16 protein-coding genes and 1 pseudogene are annotated in these 16,925 nt (G+C 42.4%); 3 read left to right on the top strand and 14 right to left on the bottom strand.

From position 1 onward, the window contains the following. Positions 1-21: 21 nt before the first annotated feature. From PU629_RS08625 to PU629_RS08605, 5 genes are all read right to left on the bottom strand, one after another. Positions 22-1,026: a G1 family glutamic endopeptidase gene (locus PU629_RS08625; RefSeq protein ID WP_275283865.1), complete on the bottom strand. Its 1,005-nt coding sequence runs from the start codon at positions 1,024-1,026 to the stop codon at positions 22-24. Between the two features lie 420 nt (positions 1,027-1,446). Next, complete coding sequence (locus PU629_RS08620) at positions 1,447-1,875, bottom strand: Rrf2 family transcriptional regulator (RefSeq protein WP_275283864.1); 429 nt, start codon at positions 1,873-1,875, stop codon at positions 1,447-1,449. A 219-nt stretch (positions 1,876-2,094) separates the two neighbouring features. Continuing rightward, the gene (locus PU629_RS08615; RefSeq protein WP_275283863.1) at positions 2,095-2,229 is read right to left on the bottom strand and encodes a BA3454 family stress response protein; all 135 of its coding nucleotides are present in this window, start codon (positions 2,227-2,229) and stop codon (positions 2,095-2,097) included. Between the two features lie 56 nt (positions 2,230-2,285). After that, the gene (gene spxA / locus PU629_RS08610; protein WP_275283862.1) at positions 2,286-2,681 is read right to left on the bottom strand and encodes a transcriptional regulator SpxA; all 396 of its coding nucleotides are present in this window, start codon (positions 2,679-2,681) and stop codon (positions 2,286-2,288) included. A gap of 807 nt (positions 2,682-3,488) precedes the next feature. Then, positions 3,489-6,653 (bottom strand): DEAD/DEAH box helicase, encoded by a 3,165-nt coding sequence (locus PU629_RS08605; protein WP_275283861.1) that lies wholly within the window; start codon positions 6,651-6,653, stop codon positions 3,489-3,491. Positions 6,654-7,204: 551 nt separating this feature from the next. Here PU629_RS08605 and PU629_RS08600 point away from each other — a divergent pair. Both PU629_RS08600 and PU629_RS08595 read left to right on the top strand, forming a co-directional pair. Beyond that, on the top strand, positions 7,205-8,695 hold the full coding sequence (locus PU629_RS08600) for an aldehyde dehydrogenase family protein (protein ID WP_275283860.1): 1,491 nt from the start codon (positions 7,205-7,207) through the stop codon (positions 8,693-8,695). Positions 8,696-8,716: 21 nt separating this feature from the next. Next, positions 8,717-9,886 (top strand): saccharopine dehydrogenase family protein, encoded by a 1,170-nt coding sequence (locus tag PU629_RS08595; RefSeq protein WP_275283859.1) that lies wholly within the window; start codon positions 8,717-8,719, stop codon positions 9,884-9,886. Between the two features lie 67 nt (positions 9,887-9,953). Here PU629_RS08595 and PU629_RS08590 read toward each other — a convergent pair whose 3' ends face one another. From PU629_RS08590 to PU629_RS08555, 8 genes and pseudogenes are all read right to left on the bottom strand, one after another. Then, positions 9,954-10,379 carry a GNAT family N-acetyltransferase gene (locus PU629_RS08590; protein WP_275283858.1) on the bottom strand — a complete coding sequence of 142 codons (426 nt, stop codon included), beginning with the start codon at positions 10,377-10,379 and terminating at the stop codon, positions 9,954-9,956. Positions 10,380-10,626: 247 nt separating this feature from the next. Then, positions 10,627-11,511 carry a hypothetical protein gene (locus PU629_RS08585; protein WP_275283857.1) on the bottom strand — a complete coding sequence of 295 codons (885 nt, stop codon included), beginning with the start codon at positions 11,509-11,511 and terminating at the stop codon, positions 10,627-10,629. 35 nt (positions 11,512-11,546) lie between these two features. Beyond that, positions 11,547-12,071 (bottom strand): DinB family protein, encoded by a 525-nt coding sequence (locus PU629_RS08580; RefSeq protein WP_275283856.1) that lies wholly within the window; start codon positions 12,069-12,071, stop codon positions 11,547-11,549. An 84-nt stretch (positions 12,072-12,155) separates the two neighbouring features. Beyond that, a complete protein-coding gene (locus PU629_RS08575; RefSeq protein ID WP_275283855.1) occupies positions 12,156-13,322 on the bottom strand; it encodes a YcxB family protein in 1,167 nt (388 codons plus the stop codon). A 5-nt stretch (positions 13,323-13,327) separates the two neighbouring features. Next, complete coding sequence (locus PU629_RS08570) at positions 13,328-14,092, bottom strand: hypothetical protein (RefSeq protein WP_275283854.1); 765 nt, start codon at positions 14,090-14,092, stop codon at positions 13,328-13,330. An 18-nt stretch (positions 14,093-14,110) separates the two neighbouring features. Beyond that, positions 14,111-14,428 (bottom strand): nucleotidyltransferase domain-containing protein, encoded by a 318-nt coding sequence (locus tag PU629_RS08565; protein ID WP_275283853.1) that lies wholly within the window; start codon positions 14,426-14,428, stop codon positions 14,111-14,113. Between the two features lie 46 nt (positions 14,429-14,474). Beyond that, positions 14,475-15,005: a DUF1697 domain-containing protein gene (locus PU629_RS08560; RefSeq protein WP_275283852.1), complete on the bottom strand. Its 531-nt coding sequence runs from the start codon at positions 15,003-15,005 to the stop codon at positions 14,475-14,477. 46 nt (positions 15,006-15,051) lie between these two features. Beyond that, a pseudogene (locus PU629_RS08555) lies at positions 15,052-15,598 on the bottom strand (histidine phosphatase family protein). A 256-nt stretch (positions 15,599-15,854) separates the two neighbouring features. Here PU629_RS08555 and PU629_RS08550 point away from each other — a divergent pair. Then, positions 15,855-16,226, top strand: a complete 372-nt coding sequence (locus tag PU629_RS08550) for a YidH family protein (protein ID WP_275283851.1) — start codon at positions 15,855-15,857, stop codon at positions 16,224-16,226. 166 nt (positions 16,227-16,392) lie between these two features. Here the strand turns inward: PU629_RS08550 and PU629_RS08545 are convergent, their stop codons facing one another. Further along, entirely contained in the window at positions 16,393-16,857 is a 465-nt protein-coding gene (locus tag PU629_RS08545; RefSeq protein ID WP_275283850.1) for a helix-turn-helix transcriptional regulator, read from the bottom strand. Positions 16,858-16,925 lie beyond the last annotated feature (68 nt).

Below are 16,925 nucleotides of genomic sequence, written 5' to 3'. Positions count from 1 at the left end.
ATTTCAAAGATTATGAAATGATTAATGATAGCCTTGCCAGGTAACTCCAAATGCATCATTAGTGAAATCTTTACTATAAAGAGTGCCTGTACTCGTTAAGAGATTTCCATCGTTCATATTAAGCTTATCTAGAATATGTCCGTTTGAACTCCACTCACCAGGTGTATACATGGTTGAACTTCCAGAATAGGAGGCTCTAGCTCCCCAAAAAGAGGTAAAATCATAATTTGCTAAGTAACTATAGGAATTACCGATTTCAGGTCTCTCCATAATATATTCAGCCGAATTTCCTTTGTAATAAGCAGATTTATTTGTGACTGTAAATTGAGTATAAGTATTAAGGGTAGTATCTTCAAGAAAATAGTGAACGTCTCCCGAACTATAACTTACTGAGACAAGAACATTATCTCCTGGTCTACATGCAATACTGGTAACTTTAACTTCAGGATTACCAGCACTATAGCTCAATTCCTCATGCCAAAAATAATAGTTTGTAGAGGAACTACCTTTATCCTGCTCTGTTCCTGCTTGAATCAATTTCCAAGTCGAACTAAGACTTGAGTCACCACCTATACCTACCCATGCCGACGAATCTGTATTACTTTTACTACTAGAAACAGATGGAACTGTCCATTTAGATTCGACATCATCAAATTGGTGAGTGCTGTACTCTTCTTGTTCGTATCCAGACCAATTAGGAGATGTATAAGTGTATTGAGCATTAACTTTGTTTGTATTGGTAAACGTTGGTACAACAAACTTTTTGGCGTGCTTCATACTTTCTTTCCATGATAACAACTGTTTAGAATCTTTAGGCCTTTTAGGAAATCCAAAGGTTTTAAGTTCGGCATCACTAGCATTTTGAGGATCAAAGTTTTTTGGCGGAATAACATAATACGTATCTGCTCTATTAGTTTTATGGTGTGCACTGGAAATTACATCGGGTGAGTTGCTTACTGTCTCGGCATGTGCTTTTGGTGCACTTTGTATTACACCATAAGCCAATACGGTTGCAAAAACCCCCATTCCCAATTTCCTAAATATGTTTTTTTTTAAAAAAAATCCCTCCTTTTAGTTTATAACCATATTTTAACACTGATTTTTTAAAAATGTTAAAATTCCCAAAATTTTATAGTGAAATTCTACCTAGCCTAGAAAATCAGGGGTTTAATTTCGATAAAATGTTCTAGAGTACAATTTTTTATAGACTTCTATAATGTCCATTAGAGCCTATCCTTTGATTTTTAAAAGATGAAAGAGCATATAGCCTTTTCTATCCTTGAAGGGGCTGCGTCAGGAAAATGCAGATTTACAACGTTAGACTTTTGATACAAAATCAGGGTTTTAACTTCCAAAAAAATGTATTAGAGAGGGTTTTATGTTAAAAAACGGGTGGTACCCCTTCATGAAAAAAAAGAATTAGAGCAAACACTCCAATTCTTTTGGTCAAAATTCACTTTTACTATTATTTAAATAAATAAGATCAATCACATCTTTAATTGTGTAGTCTTGTAAATACTTGCCTAAATGCTCTTCAGCACCTAGGAAAATCGAAAAGAGGACGCTTTGCATGTTTGCCCCAACAATACATCGTTCATTTGAGTCAGGACATTTGGGCTGCAGAGCTCCTTCAGAAGTTATTTTATAGACATCCCAAAGATTGACGTCACTTAGATCTTTAGCCAAAAGAAAGCCGCCGCCAATTCCTTCTTTGGATTGAATAAACCCATTCTTTTTCAACAGACTAAGTACTTTACGAATGCGTACAGGGTGGACTCCGGCACTTTCCGAAATAGCATCACTTGTTGAAATCCGATCTGATTGAAGGGCTAGATAAGTTAAACTGTGAACGGCAAGTGTAAAATCGCTATTCATGACTGCCTCCTAATCCCTTATTTCAATAAGGTCTTCTTGTTTATTAAGCTCATATACTGTAATGATAAATAATACAGATTCATTTGTCCATTATTTATAAAAAAGGAGGCATTCATCTTACACAAAGAAGAAAAAAGTCTTTTTGTACTTTCTAACAGCGTTCTTTAAAAAGACCCTAGTAATTATGGATTTGCACCTTAGATCAGTCCCGAATCTCGTTTAATTTTCCCACTGTCTTTTGACTTGTTCTTCTGCGATTTGTTTAATGGTTCCCCAAGTCAAATCCTTATTAACAATCACATTAGTTAGATAGTTTTTATCTTTATAATTCACTGTAACAAATACTTCGACCATCTATTGGCCTCCTTTTCATTCAATTAATTTATTATATGATCCTAGTAGCTTATATATTAATTGGCAGCTCTTTGATAATCGTCATAAACAAACGCACGGAGGCTTCGAGGTAAGAAACTGCGAATGTCCTCCTCGTTATAGCCAACCTGCAATCGTTTTTCGTCCTGAATGATTGGCCGGCGCAGCAATTTAGGGTTGTTAATGATTAATTGATACAATTCACTCAGTGGCAGAGACTCAACTGATACATCCAGTTCCTGAAAGGTTTTGGACTTCGTTGAAATGATCTCGTTAGTGCCATCTTCCGTTAAGCGAAGAATCGATTTTATTTCATCAACCGTCAGTGGACTCGTTACAATATTTCTCTCAATATAGTCGATATGATGTTCTTCAAACCAAGCTTTTGCTTTTCGACAAGAGGCACAACTTGAAGTTGTATAGACAGTCACCATGCTTTACCCACACTCCTTATCCATCATGCTGCATTCCAAAAATGTAATAAATAAAATTACAGTTTAATATTAAAAAAAGAAGTCATCCAATTATATATACAATTAAAATGAGTTCGAGTTCGTTCAGTGATCCACTCACTCAAAACATCATGACAAGAGCTCCAATTTTTGCAGGATATACTGTAATTGTAACAATTACAGTTCAACTTGTCAATAGGCAGCCAATAACGTATGGTCGTTACCTTTTCTTGTTCTTATGGTAACGACCATCCCACACTCCAGGGATCGCGGCCCTTCACGGCTCGTTATCGGAGTTTGCCTACCATCTTCTCTGGGGACAGCGCCTTTTTCGTGGGAAAGCTTGTCTTGCCCACCATTTTGGTTCTCATCTCGCTCGTTTTCGTGGGCAAACTTCTCTTACCCACCATTTTGGTTCTCATCTCGCTCGTTTTCGTGGGCAAACTTCTCTTACCCACCATTTTGGCTCTCATCTCGCTCGTTTTCGTGGGCAAACTTCACTTGCCCACCATTTCTCGGGCTGCGGCCACTTTTTTCGTACGCATTTTTCTCAACGGCAACCTATTGTTGATACCACAAATTTTTTATGGTAACTTTGATTCCTTATTTTGGAAACCAAAGATCTAGCTGCCTTGTTGGTCGTCACGCGATTCCTTATTTTGGAAACCGCGCCCCCAAATCCTAATTCCCGGAATCGTCAGCACCACGGCAATTCCTCGGCACGCGTTGGTAGCCAATTTCCGCCATCGCATCGACACACAAACTCATCTATTAAATGAAAGGCAAGTCTTAAACCGATAATAATTCCTTCAAATCGTCATCGGTCAAATAGGAGGCTGGATCACCGACATTTGAATCTATCATTTCATCGATCAGTTCTCGTTTTTTCTCCTGAAGGTCATTCATCTTTTCTTCAATGGTTCCCCGGGCAATTAGCTTAATCACTTGGACCACTCGGGTTTGGCCCATTCGATGAGCCCGGTCCGTTGCCTGTTCTTCAACGGCTGGATTCCACCAAGTGTCGTATAAAATGACGGTATCCGCCCCCGTTAAATTAAGGCCGGTCCCTCCTGCTTTTAATGAAATTAAGAAAAGGTCTCGTTCTCCGTCATTAAATCTTTGACACGTTTCCACTCGCTCTTCATTCGGTGTTTGACCGTCGAGATAGAAAAATCGCCAGCCACGCTCATCAAGCTCACGTCCTATCATGTTCAGCATCTTTGTAAACTGTGAAAATATAAGGACACGGCGCCCTGCGTGTTTGGCCTCTTCTAAAATTTTCAGCAACTGCGCAAGCTTCGATGATCGGCCTTGATACCCATCAACAAACAAACCGGGATGGCAGCAAATTTGTCTTAACCGGGTAATGCCAGCTAATATTTTTATCCGATTTTTATGCCGTGTTTCACGATCCAAGTGTTTCAAAGTATCATGTCTCAGCTTAGCTAAGTAAGCGGTATAAAGCTTTTTTTGCTCGGGAAGAAGCTCGACTGCTTCTAGTGTTGATTGTTTGGCAGGAAGTTCATCCAGAACATCCTTCTTCACACGACGAAGCATAAATGGTCGAATGCGTTTAATGATCCGTTTATGGGACATCGTACTAAACTCTTTCAGTCCAAGCAAAAGGTCTGGAAAGACAACATGGAAAATCGACCAAAGTTCTTCCAACGCATTTTCAAGCGGCGTTCCCGTTAAAGCAAAGCGATGATCGGCCTGAACGCGTTTAACTGCCCGGGCGGTTTGCGAAAGAGGGTTCTTAAAGGCTTGCGCTTCATCAAAAAAGACCGTATGAAACATTTCCTTATCATACAAGGCATTATCTCTCCTAAGGAGCGGGTAAGAGGTGATCCAAACCTCGTGATCCTGACTTTCTTTAATAACTCGCCTTCTCTCTTTCTGCACTCCATCGATGACAACCGCGTTGATCTCAGGCGCAAAAGTTTGTAACTCACGCAGCCAGTTATAGGTTAAGGAGGAAGGGGAGACGATGAGCACTTTCCGTTTGGTTTCCCGAAGATTTTTTAACTCAGATAGGATAAACGCAATGCTTTGCAGCGTCTTACCCAGCCCCATGTCATCGGCAAGAATTCCGCCGAAACCAAATTCAGCCAAGGTCTTCAGCCACTGAAAGCCTTGTTTTTGATAAGGGCGGAGAATCGTATCTAATTTTGCCGGCACCTCATAGGTCAGTTTCTCAGGGTTTCTTAAGTTTTCAAGAAAAGTCGTTAATGAGTCTTCAAGCTGAAAAATCCCCTCTGACTCCACTGAATCCAAAAGTTGGAGGCTCGAAGTAAGGGGCAAATCGAGACCATCTAGCAGCTCACTTCTCGTGATTTGCGGTTTCAGTAAAAACTTTTGAATGTCTTCAAATTCTTGAGTTTCTAGTGACAGAAGCGTATCATTTCGCAACCGGTAAAATTTCCGTTTTTCCTCTAAAGCTTGTAACACGTCTTGAACCTCTTCGTTTGAAATGCCCTTCATTTCAAACTTAAACTCAAGCCAGTTGGTGCGTTCTTTTTTGACACGCACTCTCAGCTGTGGTCTGAACTGATTGGTTGAAACACGATTTTTTACCGCTGTTGTCGCGTACACCTGAACCCGTTTTTGAAGCTTAGGTAATACTTGAGTCAGAAAGGTAAACTCGAGTTCCTCATGATGCAAATAATACCCGCCCTCCGTTTTCGCAAACTGGCCTTCTTCCATCAACTGAAGGATTTGATGCTCTTTCTGATGGTCTCTCATAAGCAAAACGTCTGCAGGAAGCTCGCGATCTTCTAACGGTTGAATGACATGATGGCCATAATGAAATTCAAGCCCGGCCAACAGGCGATTCTTAATCCGATCCAAATAAAGCTTTGCGACTAAAGATGAGGAGCGCTTCGTTGCTTGGCGGCGTTCAGCCACCTTCACCGTCCCAAGTTTTTTTAGGCGGAACAAAACGTTTTCTTTAAAATACTCAATTTTGTCATCGGGAATATTGAGAGGCTCGTCTCCTGTTGCTTCAAACATATGAAGGAGAGATCCTAGCCTCTTACTGTCTTCTGGTTCTAGCAGCTTAAGCTTTCCTAGACACACAGCCGTTTGATAAGAATCGAACAGGTGAATCTTATCAACTCCGTTCACTTCTAATCGATAGCTGGATTCCAATTGAATTAATTTAAACTCAATAGGGAGAGGCCCATCATGTACTGATAATTCCTTGAAAGAGGTCCCCTTGACTACGAAGCGAGCAGTTCGTGTCTCCTGTAAAAGTTGAATGAGCGGCTGCCATGATAAAGGGGGGATCATGATAAGATTTGAAGTAACGTCCTTTTTCTTCTCAGTCCCTTTAGTCATTTGCAGAAGAAGCTCCAGTACCTCACTTATTTTTTGATCAAAACAGTGCTGCTGGAGATCGACCCAAAGGCCGTCGGCAAGTTGAACCCGCTTGCCCTCTTTCAACTCTTCAAGGAAAGTACGAAGGTCCGTAACAGGGCGGCCTTCGATCGTCAACCCCATGGCAAACACATTGTCCTCATTAGTTCTAGTGAAGGCATGACACGACACTTCGGCGGCTAATAGCTTTCTTGTTTCAAAATGCCGTTGTTTCGCAAATGGCCGCTCGCCTTTTCCATCAAACAAGGTGAAAAATTCCTGAGTGATAACCGTTTGATCTCCCTGTTGTCTTTGCCTTTCCTTTTCGCCAGCTATCGCCATTAAAACTGCGGCAATATGCTGACAATCTTGGTGAACAGAAGCGAGCTTCGGACAGCTGCACTGGGCCAGATAGTCGCCGTTTTCATCCAAAAGGACCGTCACATAAAACACTTCCTGCCCCTTTACAATCGCTTCCCAATGACCGGCAGTTGATACCGTCACTTCGACTTGATTGCGACGATAAAAGGTTTCTCCTCTTTTAAAGGCGACCGTCCCGCATTTTTCTATTATTTGTTTTATCGTCAGCTGTTGGTTCATTGGGGGGCTCCTTCTTCCAAAGACTTCTTTTTCACCATTTCATGCTAATACGAACAAGTCCGATTCAATATTCCCCATTGTACCATAAAGAGGGTCCCCCCTCTTACAAATTACTTTTGGCAAATTCTTGAGCCTATTCTATTAACCCCGCTTCAAAGAGACGCAAAATGGCGAACCCATTGAACGTTCTCTTACTGACAATATTGGGTCTTTCTTCTTATGTATTTTAGTACGAGAGCGTGTTAAAATACATAAGCATTGTTACTTCCAGAATGATGCACCGCCCAGAGCCCGGTCGCCCGGGCTTTTTTTATACCTATTTTTCGCCCCTGTCATACCTAGCTTTCTTCCTCTTCACGATCTCACCTAATCTAGGCAAGCACCTATTTTCTCGTTTTAACATATGATGTTGGTGTTCATATAGGCGTTTTTTATCCATTAAAATTTTATCTACCCACCGCCGTTAGCCGCCAACCATTCCCTCACTGATTCCCCCTAGCCCCTTCATGAACAGCCCTGCCCTTTTATTTTACTTACAGGAGGTATTCACAATGACCGCAGAGATTACCTATCTGAATTTTATTAATGGTGTTTGGAAGAAAGGCTCTGGCACCCGCAGTGTTGAAAACGTCAATCCCGCCAATAGAAAAGTACTCGGCATGATCTATGAGTCATCGAAAGCGGATGTTGATGTAGCCGTCCAAGCAGCCGTTCAGGCGCAAAAAACATGGCGCTTAGTGCCGGCACCGGCTCGTGGTGAATTCCTCTTTCGAATTGGGGAGCTCTTACGAAAAAATAAAGAACGGTTAGCACAGCTTTTGACTTCTGAAATGGGGAAAGTGATTGCTGAAGCGCGCGGCGAAGTGCAAGAAGCGATTGATATGGCTTACTTTATGGGGGGAGAGGGACGCCGTTTGGTCGGGCAAACCGTTCCCTCTGAACTGCCGAATAAACAAGCGATGAGCTTTCGTGCACCAGTCGGGGTTGCCGGGCTTATTACGCCATGGAATTTTCCGATTGCGATCGCCAGTTGGAAGATCTTCCCCGCTCTTGTCAGCGGAAACTCCGTCGTCTGGAAACCAGCCACCGATACACCCGCCCTTGCCTATGAATTCGTCAAACTAATTGAAGAAGCCGGGGTGCCAAAAGGCGTGATCAATCTCGTCTTTGGTTCAGGAAGTACAGTCGGAACCGCTCTAGTCGAACACCCTGATGTCAACATCGTTTCTTTTACTGGATCAACAGAGGTTGGTCGAGCGATTTCAAGCAAAGCAGGAGAACAGTTTAAAAAAGTGAGCCTTGAAATGGGCGGGAAAAATGCCATTATTGTCATGGATGATGCCGACCTTGATTTGGCTGTCGACGGCATTATTTGGAGTGCATTTGGAACCGCTGGCCAGCGATGTACAGCCTGCAGCCGCTTGATTGTCCACGAACCCATCAAAGAGGACCTCGAGAATCGCCTGCTCTCTCGCATCTCTGAATTAAAAATGGGAGATGGATTGGATGAAACCGTTCAGATTGGTCCGGTTATCAATGAACCGGCGCTTAAGTCGATTCACGAATATGTTCGAATCGGTCAAGAGGAAGGAGCCAACCTTCTGTGCGGCGGACAAATCCTAAAGAGTGGCGATTGCCAAAATGGCTTTTTCTATGCCCCTACTCTTTTCACGAATGTCAACCGGGAAATGCGAGTCGCCCGTGAAGAAATCTTTGGACCTGTTCTCTCGATTATTTCCGTGACCAGTTTAGAGGAAGCCATTGAGGTTAATAACGAGGTTAATTATGGACTCTCGAGCTCTATTTTTACAAACGATACAAATCGAACCTTTATCGCGATGCGGGATCTGGATACCGGAATTGTTTATATCAATGCCGGAACGATTGGCGCTGAAATTCATTTGCCGTTTGGCGGAACGAAGCACACCGGCAACGGCCATCGCGATTCGGGTGTGGTCGCATTAGATGTGTTTACCGAATGGAAGAGTGTCTATGTGGATTACAGCCAAAAGCTGCAGCGTGCCCAGATTGATAACAATTAATGGAAAAAGGAGGAAATTACTATGAAAGTCGGTGTACTAGGTGCAGGTCTAATGGGAAAGGAAGCGGCCCGTGATCTTGCAGGCAGCCCTGGAGTGACTCAAGTCGTTCTTGCGGATGTCGATCTAGAAAAAGCCAATCAGGTGTCTGCCACCTTAAAGAGTGATAAGCTGACAGCCGAGCGAGTGGATGCTAAAAATCAAGATGAGCTTGAAGCTTTTATCAGACGGTTTGACGTGATTATTAATGCACTCTTCTATACATTTAATGAGACGGTTGCCGCCACAGCCATTAAACTTGGTGTCAACGCCTGTGACTTAGGCGGTCATATAGGCGGTGCAACGGATCATATTTTAAAATTACAAGATGAGGCTCTAAAGAATCAAATGACGTTGATCCCTGATCTCGGTGTCGCCCCTGGCATGATCAACATTTTATCAGGCTACGGAGTCAGTAAACTTGATGAAGCTGAAACCATCCTCATTCGGGTCGGAGGCATTCCAGTTCAGCCTGAGCCCCCTTTTGGCTATAACCATGTGTTTTCCATGGAAGGTGTTTTTGACCATTACACAGACCCCTCCTTTGTCATTCGAAACGGTGAAGCAAAGTCGATTCCATCCCTATCTGAAATTGAAACCATTTATTTTGAAAAATTTGGACCGCTCGAAGCCTTTCATACAGCCGGCGGAACCTCCACCATTGGCCATTCCTTCCCTTATCTAAAAAACTTAGAATACAAAACCATTCGCTATCCTGGCCACGCTGAAAAATTCAAGCTCCTCGTGGACTTGAATCTCACTCAGCGAGATTATACGGTTGAAGTCAACGGTCAAACGATTAAACCGCGTGATGTGCTGCTTAAGGTACTCGACCCGATCGTTGACCTCAAAGATAAAGAAGATGTGGTGCTTCTTAGAGTCATCGTCTCAGGCACCAAAGACGGCCAACCTAAAACTTACACTTATGAGATGGTCACCTATAAAGATACCGTCCATAATGTGACCGCCATGGCGCGTTCAACCGCATACACCATTTCTGTTGTAGCACAAATGCTTGGCAATGGGACGATCACCCAAAAAGGCATCTTTACTCCTGAGAGGATTGTTCCAGGAAAGCTTTATATAGAAGAAATGGCCAAACGCGGTGTCCTTATTAAGGAGACCGTACTCGACCAAAAAACAGAACCGATTTGATGGGTCAGATCTCTTCTGACCCCCCCTTTTTTTCAGAAAACTCAATCGGTTTCGATTCACTCATTTTCTAAATTGATTTGACAAATCCTATACTTTTGGCGAGATATCCCAATCTTAAGTAAAATTGGTGAGCGGCCTTTCTTTCGGGCCTATTGCCGCTGTTTAATAGGACCGATTCTGCCCCTTGATCCTTTGCCCACTTTTCGACTTCACTTAATAAAGCCTTCCCGATCCCTTTTCTCCGATATCGGCTATCTACCACAAAAGCGGCTAATCTTACATAAAGCCCGTCATACTCAAAAAACAATGCAGAATAGAGTCCAGCCATGCCCACCGCTTTTCCATCTTCCTCTGCGATTAATAGATGATAATTATCTTTCTCAGAAATCGCTTTATATCTGGCTTCCATTTTTTCAAGCGTCGTTGGATAACCTAATTCCTCCATTAAATGGACCAAATCCGGAATATCTTTATGAGTTGCCTTCCTAATCACCCTCCTGCCACCTTTCCAATACAACATTTATTTAAAACGATCCCTACAAGTCCCGTGCCCATTCCTTCCAATTATTCAAATGGTCCGCGAGCCAAACCATTTCATTTTGGAATTGCGCCTCTTGGTACCTGTCTCTATTTATATCAGGGACTACCCACCAAGGACTCTCCAAATACCATAAAAGCTGAAGTGAACGCCCTAAAGTGCCTTTTGGGTACTCCCGTTTTTATCTTTAATAGGTCCCGGCTCACTTGACCCGATATAAATGACTCTGATAAGCACGCCAATGCTCCTTTAGGTCTTCCCATTTTAAAATTTTATAGGGATTGAAAAAGGTCTGGCCGTTTTTATTGAAAAAGAGCCCGTTTCCGAGACAATAAGAGGCATGCTGAATCACTCCGGCCTCATTCACCCATGTCACGACATCTCCTTTACTTGGCTCTCCTTCAACGCGTACAAGGTTTGAGCGTTTCAAGCTATGCTTAAAGGTTTCAGGATGGACCCATTCATCAATCAGCCATTCTGCACCTGTGAACGCAAAGAGAGTGGTTGACAGGCAATTGCTTCCCCCAAAGGATGGGTAACTGGCGGCGAATTTTTTAATATGTTCAGGAGCAAAGTCTGGAATGGGTTCACTTTCGGCCGTTTCCCATTCGTTTGCCCACTTAATTAAAAGGCTCTCTTTTTCTGAAACTGGCAGTTCATCCCACAGTGCTTTTTGAAGGATAACGAATGCCTCTCCGTTAGAAGACACCTTGAACGCTTCCGGAATCAAGTCCTCTGTTAGAAACAAAGACTGTGGAAGCATTAGGCCGCGATTTAGCTCGACTTGAAGGGCAAGAAGCTCTTTTCTCTTTGCAGCCTTTAGATCCATAACCCAACTCGGTGGGGCTATAACTGCAAATGCCGCTTCCTGCGACAACTGCCAAAATTCATAACTATTGATCAGCTGGATAGTTTGATAGCTCTTATGACTAAAAAATTCATCACGAGGAATGACAAGGACATCGCGTAACTCTTCCTCAAACAGCGGTAAGTCTTCCTCTTTTAAGAAGAAGATCTCTTTCTCCGGAACATATGCCTTTATCCACTCCTCAATTTGTTCAGGTGTTGGAATGATTTGAATAACCATACCGCTTTCCCCCATTCACATAAAACGATCAATAACTACCTGTTTAATATCCCTAAATAGGACTTCCAAGGACCCACATCGTCGTTATAGCGTTTTGCCATCACCCGGACAATTTGGGAAATATGCGTCAAATCATGAACCACCCAAGTTGCTAAGAGCTCTCGCAATTGAACTGAACCGAATTCTGGATGCTCGCCTGTTAATTCAAAATGCTTCTCGGGATCAATTAATGACTTGAGCCTCCTAACACTTTGAGATCTTATCTGTTTAAAATCATTCAGCTTTTGTTCAATGGTTTGCTCCTGCCCTTTCGTTAAATGAGCAAACCGGTCAAAAGGAGGAAACGCTTTGTTCTCATCAGTACTTAGAATCGTATCTAGCCGCGGCCACCAGTTCGTCTTCTCCGCTTCGATAAGATGTCCAATGACTTCATACGGACTCCAGGTTCCATCCCCTTCATTCCCAAACAGCCATCCGTCAGAAAGCCCAGCTAATAAACCATTCAACGCGTGTGGCGTCCGCTCCAGAACTTCAAGAGCTTCTTCCCATTTAAAGTTCATAAACAGGCTCCTCTTTCATTTTATTTTCTTCCCTTTTAAAAAACCTGCCATTTAATTTTTGTATCATTCGCGTACGTTGGCAGGTTAGGGCTGATAAACATAGCGTTCTGGTGTAAGAGTGTCCTCCATCCCGGGTACATACAAGGAAACGGTTGGCCCCGTTATTTGTTCTTCAGCCAGAGTCGGGATGATGATCCTTCCATCTTGATGGATAAAGCGAATTCCTGACAGATTGTAACCCCAGTTTCTGATTCCTTTATAAAGAATGGCCGCTTGTGGTTGGTTCCACTGATCAACCTCTTTTTTGATCGGTATGTTCTTCACCATATTGATCACAATGGACAGGTCATTATTCGGATCATACGCCGTGGTTCCATCACCGTTCCAATCCTGTTTGTGAATCGTCACACGATTGCTTTTATCCCTATCATAATAAATGAGATAGCCCGCTTGTAAGCGTTCATTCTTGTCGTACCCATAAATATAAGTATCGATGCTCGTGATGGTTCCATCCTTATCAAAGTCCACCTCTAAATCATTGGTCATCAAATAAGGCTCTAAGGTTACCTGCTTCTTTACATTATCCAGGATCCCACTAAGACCAGACGTATAAAAATTGTCATCCTTAAGAGATGTATGAGAATCCGTTTTTAATTCACTGATTTTCCAAGCAAGGGCCCCGTGAAATTGAACCGCATTTTGCCCCACCTGATAGACACCATAGACCGTCATCAGAATAAAAAGAAGAAACGTCCAAAGCCAATAGGAATGCCGAATGGTCTTATGGGCAGCTAAACAATCTCGAGCCTCGTCAATGGAGGGCAACCCCGCTTTAGGTAAAGGAATCATCTGCTTTCCCTTAAAATAAAGTAAAAACCCATTCTTCGTTTCTGTCACCTTAGTTAACGTCTCAAGCTTATAGGCATAAGGAACTGTGGCATTCTCTGCTTCAACCAGCAATTGATGCTTATGTAGCTCGACTTTTTTTACGGACTCTAGTAATTTAGTATTCTTTATGTATGATCTTGTCACGATGAATTGATAGATCAATAAAAGCAAGATAACTAGGCTAACCGCTGCGAGTAGTGGAACATTGGTTTTCAGCTGTCCAACTTTAGTTAGATCATAAGCGATCTTCCACCAGACTAAGTAAAAAATGAGGATAAACCAACTGTTCAGCCTTCCAAATCCCATTTCTCTTCTAAGGATTCTCCTGTACAGTCGTTTTTTTAATAGATGGTCTATTTCCAAATTCGTCACACCTTAATAGCTTTTTGTGAAAGAGTTAATGGGTGCTCCACCCAAACATTGGGCTCCACATAATAGGCATAATCATGCTCGTGCTCGATCTTAAGGGGAACTAATCCAGTGGGAATCAAGCATTCGGTTTGCTGAGTGAGTTTCAGATTAGTCCATTGCTCCCATTCTTCGATCGTGCCGTCTATATACATCGATTGATGGCAAATCGTGAGGATTTTCCCTCCTATCTTACAGTGCACCTTCAGCCACGGATCATAGGGCTCGCCTTTTTCAGTCTTCCAATGGATATAATCCTCCATTGATACATAGGGATGCTGCGCTTTTTTAGATGGACGAACAGGAACTATAAATCGTTCGACCCCATGAACTTCTGCCTTCTTTTTCATTTCGCTCAAGACTCGTTCACTTAATCCGAGTCTTCTAAACTTGGGGTTAATGACGACCGCTAAGGCACATATGGTGTTTAGGACATGTCCCTTTTGAATGGCCTCATAGCTTCTCAAAATCGCGTCATCCCACCCCTCAGGCAAATCCTCCAATGTCCCGTCCCAATGAAGTAAAAGAGAATTCCCCGTTGCCATCGGTTCTCCTGTCTCCTCATTCGTAACCACTATTTGATGCTGCGAAAAGTGCTGTAAAAGAAAATCCCAATACCGATTGCCGATTTTGTCTCTTCGCATAAAAGTCTCCCAGCCTACTTGATGGAGATCATGAATAGCCTCTCTTAATTGGGCATCCTCAGCAAGACTCTTAATAATCATTTTGTCACCTGCCAAACTTTAAGAATTACCTTCTAGTTGACTCTCACTTTTTAGAACACGGGCTCTTGCACCCTGAATTTCATAAAACAGCGAAAAAAGATTAGATAAACTTAAGCAGCACTTGGCCAAGCTTCTTTTTAGCGGCAAGGTCAATCGGCCAGAGGTCACGACGAGAACATCCACATCACTGCCTGCAGGGTTGAAACCGCCTAAAGCCAATGAGCCATGTATGTATAAGCCAACCAACTTATTTTTTAAAAGATATTTAAGCTCTGTTAAAAGCTTAAAGCTATACTCGTGCACCTCTCTTGGACAGGTCTCCCAATTACAGCCCATTGCCCACCTCTTCCCCGTGCTTGCCTAGTAAACTTGCCGCTTCCTCCTAATTATTTATCGAAAGCTGGGCAAGCTTCTGAATGGTATTCCAATTTCGAACGGTAATGGTACCAAGCTTTGACTGGTTCCGGAGCAGCTTAGAATCCGCTGCACTTTGATTGAGAAGGATATGTAAATCCCGGCCAATAAAAGTACACTCATCTTCACCTTTGGATTCCTCAACCTTCTGAATAAAAGCCTGCGATGGTTCTTCAACCATGTAGCCTATGTTGACCCTTTTCCCATTATCTGCGGCCTGATTAGCATACGGAGAGGCTTCTATACTTGCTGTCCATTCCTCAACCGTTCTTAATACAATCGGAATAGAAACACCGAATCGCCGCTCGATCTCTTTTTCGATGGCAGGGATTAAATCACGCTCACTGGCATCTGAGTCAAACAGGATGTTCCCACTGTTAATATATGTTTTTACATCGGTATAGCCCATTTCTTCAAACAGGTTCCGCAATTCACCCATATTCACCTTATTTTTGCCGCCTACATTCACGCCTTTTAACAACCCAATATATGCTGGCATTGGCCGCCTCCATAGTTCATCGATTAACTCCCCTTGATTTCTGATTTTAACGTTGCCAATGGCGCGTTACATTCAGAAGCGATTTTCCATCAAATGTTAGTTCGTAGAGATCCGGCATATCTAACTGCTGCCAAAATTGAAAGCCATATGCAGCATCAAAAAAATTAAAAATGAGAACCATGATGTTGCCGTGAGTCCCAATCACCAAATTTTCATCTTCAAAAGCGTCTAGTAATTTAAAAACAGCCCTAATCCCTCTTTTCTGGGCGATCAGATTGGATTCCCCGCCTTCCCAGGAAAATGAAGGATCTTCCCAAACTTTTTGGATAGCCGCGCTAAAATCTTTGACTGGCCCTTTCGCTAATCGTCGTTCTTTAAAATCATCCTCAATAAGAACGCTCTTCCCCTTAATCAAAGCAATCCCTTCGACTGTCTGAATAGCACGCTTATATGGGCTAGCGATGACCCGATCGACCCGAACCTCCCGTCAATCTTTTTGCATCCTTCTGCCCGTCGAAAGAGAGAGGCCGCTCTCGTTCATCCGGTGTATACGTTGAATGGGCATGTCGTACAAAAAAAAGATTAGTCACCATCTCTAAACTCCTGTTCAAAGCATTTAATTAACTATAAATTTTATGGGTGGTCTTTCTAGGCAAGTAAGTGTATGTTTGTCTACTAAAACAACTTTCCAAGCAGCGCCTCAAATAAGGTTCATTTCTTACTTACATGATTTAGCCATATACGTGCAAGATATAGTTAGACACGATTGCTCGGACATATTGGGCATCAAAGAATCCATTGACTAACATTGTTACTAAATCCTCATAGAACAAGCAGAGGTTCCATCCAATGAAAAACATCGATAAAAACACTCAAGATTCCAAATATATACAACAACATTTAGCGAATGAAAGAACCTATCTTGCTTGGATTCGAACAAGCATTACCATAATCGGTGTCGGCTTTCTCATAACCAATCTTCATTTTTCAAATATCAAGCGACATCACAGCGGCGATGCTCTCGCCGAAACCATAGGGCTAGCCTCTATTTTTGTTGGAATGATCACATTAATCCTGGCTACAGTGGGTTACTTCCAAAAAGGGAAAGGCATTAACAACCAAAGCTTTACTTATCCCAAACCATCGATTTTCCTGTTAGCTGCCTTTCTTTTACTCATCTTTATCGTTTTTGGAATCTATTATTTGTACACTTGGGGCTAATGGATCAAACGATCGCGACACGTTTTTAACCTCTAGCTTGTCCAATGAAACGATCCTTGCTTATCAACTTACAGGATGGCGTGGGTGACCATTCTATTAACCACGAATTCGGCCCACCTAAGCCTAGATATTGAACAATTCTGATAAAAATTGCGACTTATCGCCCTTAATTCCCAGAGGCTTTTCCATCCAATTCCTTTAAACGCTGCTTGCTCTCTTCAAGATCAAAGGAGCTAAACCAACGAAAATCATATTGATCAAGGATGCGATAATGATGACTGATTAAATTTTGCTGCAAACGAAACGCCCCTCGTTGCTCAATCTCCTTCCACCAAACACGGCCTCCCAAAGTCTGATCTTTAGGCGACCCATTGTATTTGAAAGCTAAAAGCCTAACAAAATCAGCCGGTTGGTCACCAATTAAGGAAAATAATAGTTTGCTATGATTAAACACTAAACAAAAGGTTACCACAGTCGTCCAATTCGCTTGCGTCCGTCCTTTTTCAATCTGGACAAGAGACTTTTTTGAAATGCCAAGCACTTCACACATCTTATCCTGAGTCATCTGTTGTTCAGTTCTGACAAGTTTTATATGATTAGAAATAAGTTCAATAAACGCCGTCTTTTCCACTACATCTCCCCCCTCAACTTAATTCCATTTAGTGCAAATTTACACTGTTTCGGAATTTTTTGTCAACC

The organism is Pullulanibacillus sp. KACC 23026 (assembly GCF_029094525.1).
Taxonomy (GTDB): Bacteria; Bacillota; Bacilli; order Bacillales; family Sporolactobacillaceae; genus KACC-23026.
This window is presented reverse-complemented; position numbering and strand designations above follow the sequence as displayed.

Excerpts from the sequence above, each read along its gene's own strand:
- PU629_RS08625 (WP_275283865.1), bottom strand. The coding sequence starts at position 1,026 with ATGGGGGTTTTTGCAACCGTATTGGCTTATGGTGTAATACAAAGTGCA.
- PU629_RS08620 (WP_275283864.1), bottom strand. The coding sequence starts at position 1,875 with ATGAATAGCGATTTTACACTTGCCGTTCACAGTTTAACTTATCTAGCC.
- PU629_RS08615 (WP_275283863.1), bottom strand. The coding sequence starts at position 2,229 with ATGGTCGAAGTATTTGTTACAGTGAATTATAAAGATAAAAACTATCTA.
- spxA (WP_275283862.1), bottom strand. The coding sequence starts at position 2,681 with ATGGTGACTGTCTATACAACTTCAAGTTGTGCCTCTTGTCGAAAAGCA.
- PU629_RS08605 (WP_275283861.1), bottom strand. The coding sequence starts at position 6,653 with ATGAACCAACAGCTGACGATAAAACAAATAATAGAAAAATGCGGGACG.
- PU629_RS08600 (WP_275283860.1), top strand. The coding sequence starts at position 7,205 with ATGACCGCAGAGATTACCTATCTGAATTTTATTAATGGTGTTTGGAAG.
- PU629_RS08595 (WP_275283859.1), top strand. The coding sequence starts at position 8,717 with ATGAAAGTCGGTGTACTAGGTGCAGGTCTAATGGGAAAGGAAGCGGCC.
- PU629_RS08585 (WP_275283857.1), bottom strand. The coding sequence starts at position 11,511 with ATGGTTATTCAAATCATTCCAACACCTGAACAAATTGAGGAGTGGATA.
- PU629_RS08580 (WP_275283856.1), bottom strand. The coding sequence starts at position 12,071 with ATGAACTTTAAATGGGAAGAAGCTCTTGAAGTTCTGGAGCGGACGCCA.
- PU629_RS08570 (WP_275283854.1), bottom strand. The coding sequence starts at position 14,092 with ATGATTATTAAGAGTCTTGCTGAGGATGCCCAATTAAGAGAGGCTATT.
- PU629_RS08565 (WP_275283853.1), bottom strand. The coding sequence starts at position 14,428 with ATGGGCTGTAATTGGGAGACCTGTCCAAGAGAGGTGCACGAGTATAGC.
- PU629_RS08560 (WP_275283852.1), bottom strand. The coding sequence starts at position 15,005 with ATGCCAGCATATATTGGGTTGTTAAAAGGCGTGAATGTAGGCGGCAAA.
- PU629_RS08550 (WP_275283851.1), top strand. The coding sequence starts at position 15,855 with ATGAAAAACATCGATAAAAACACTCAAGATTCCAAATATATACAACAA.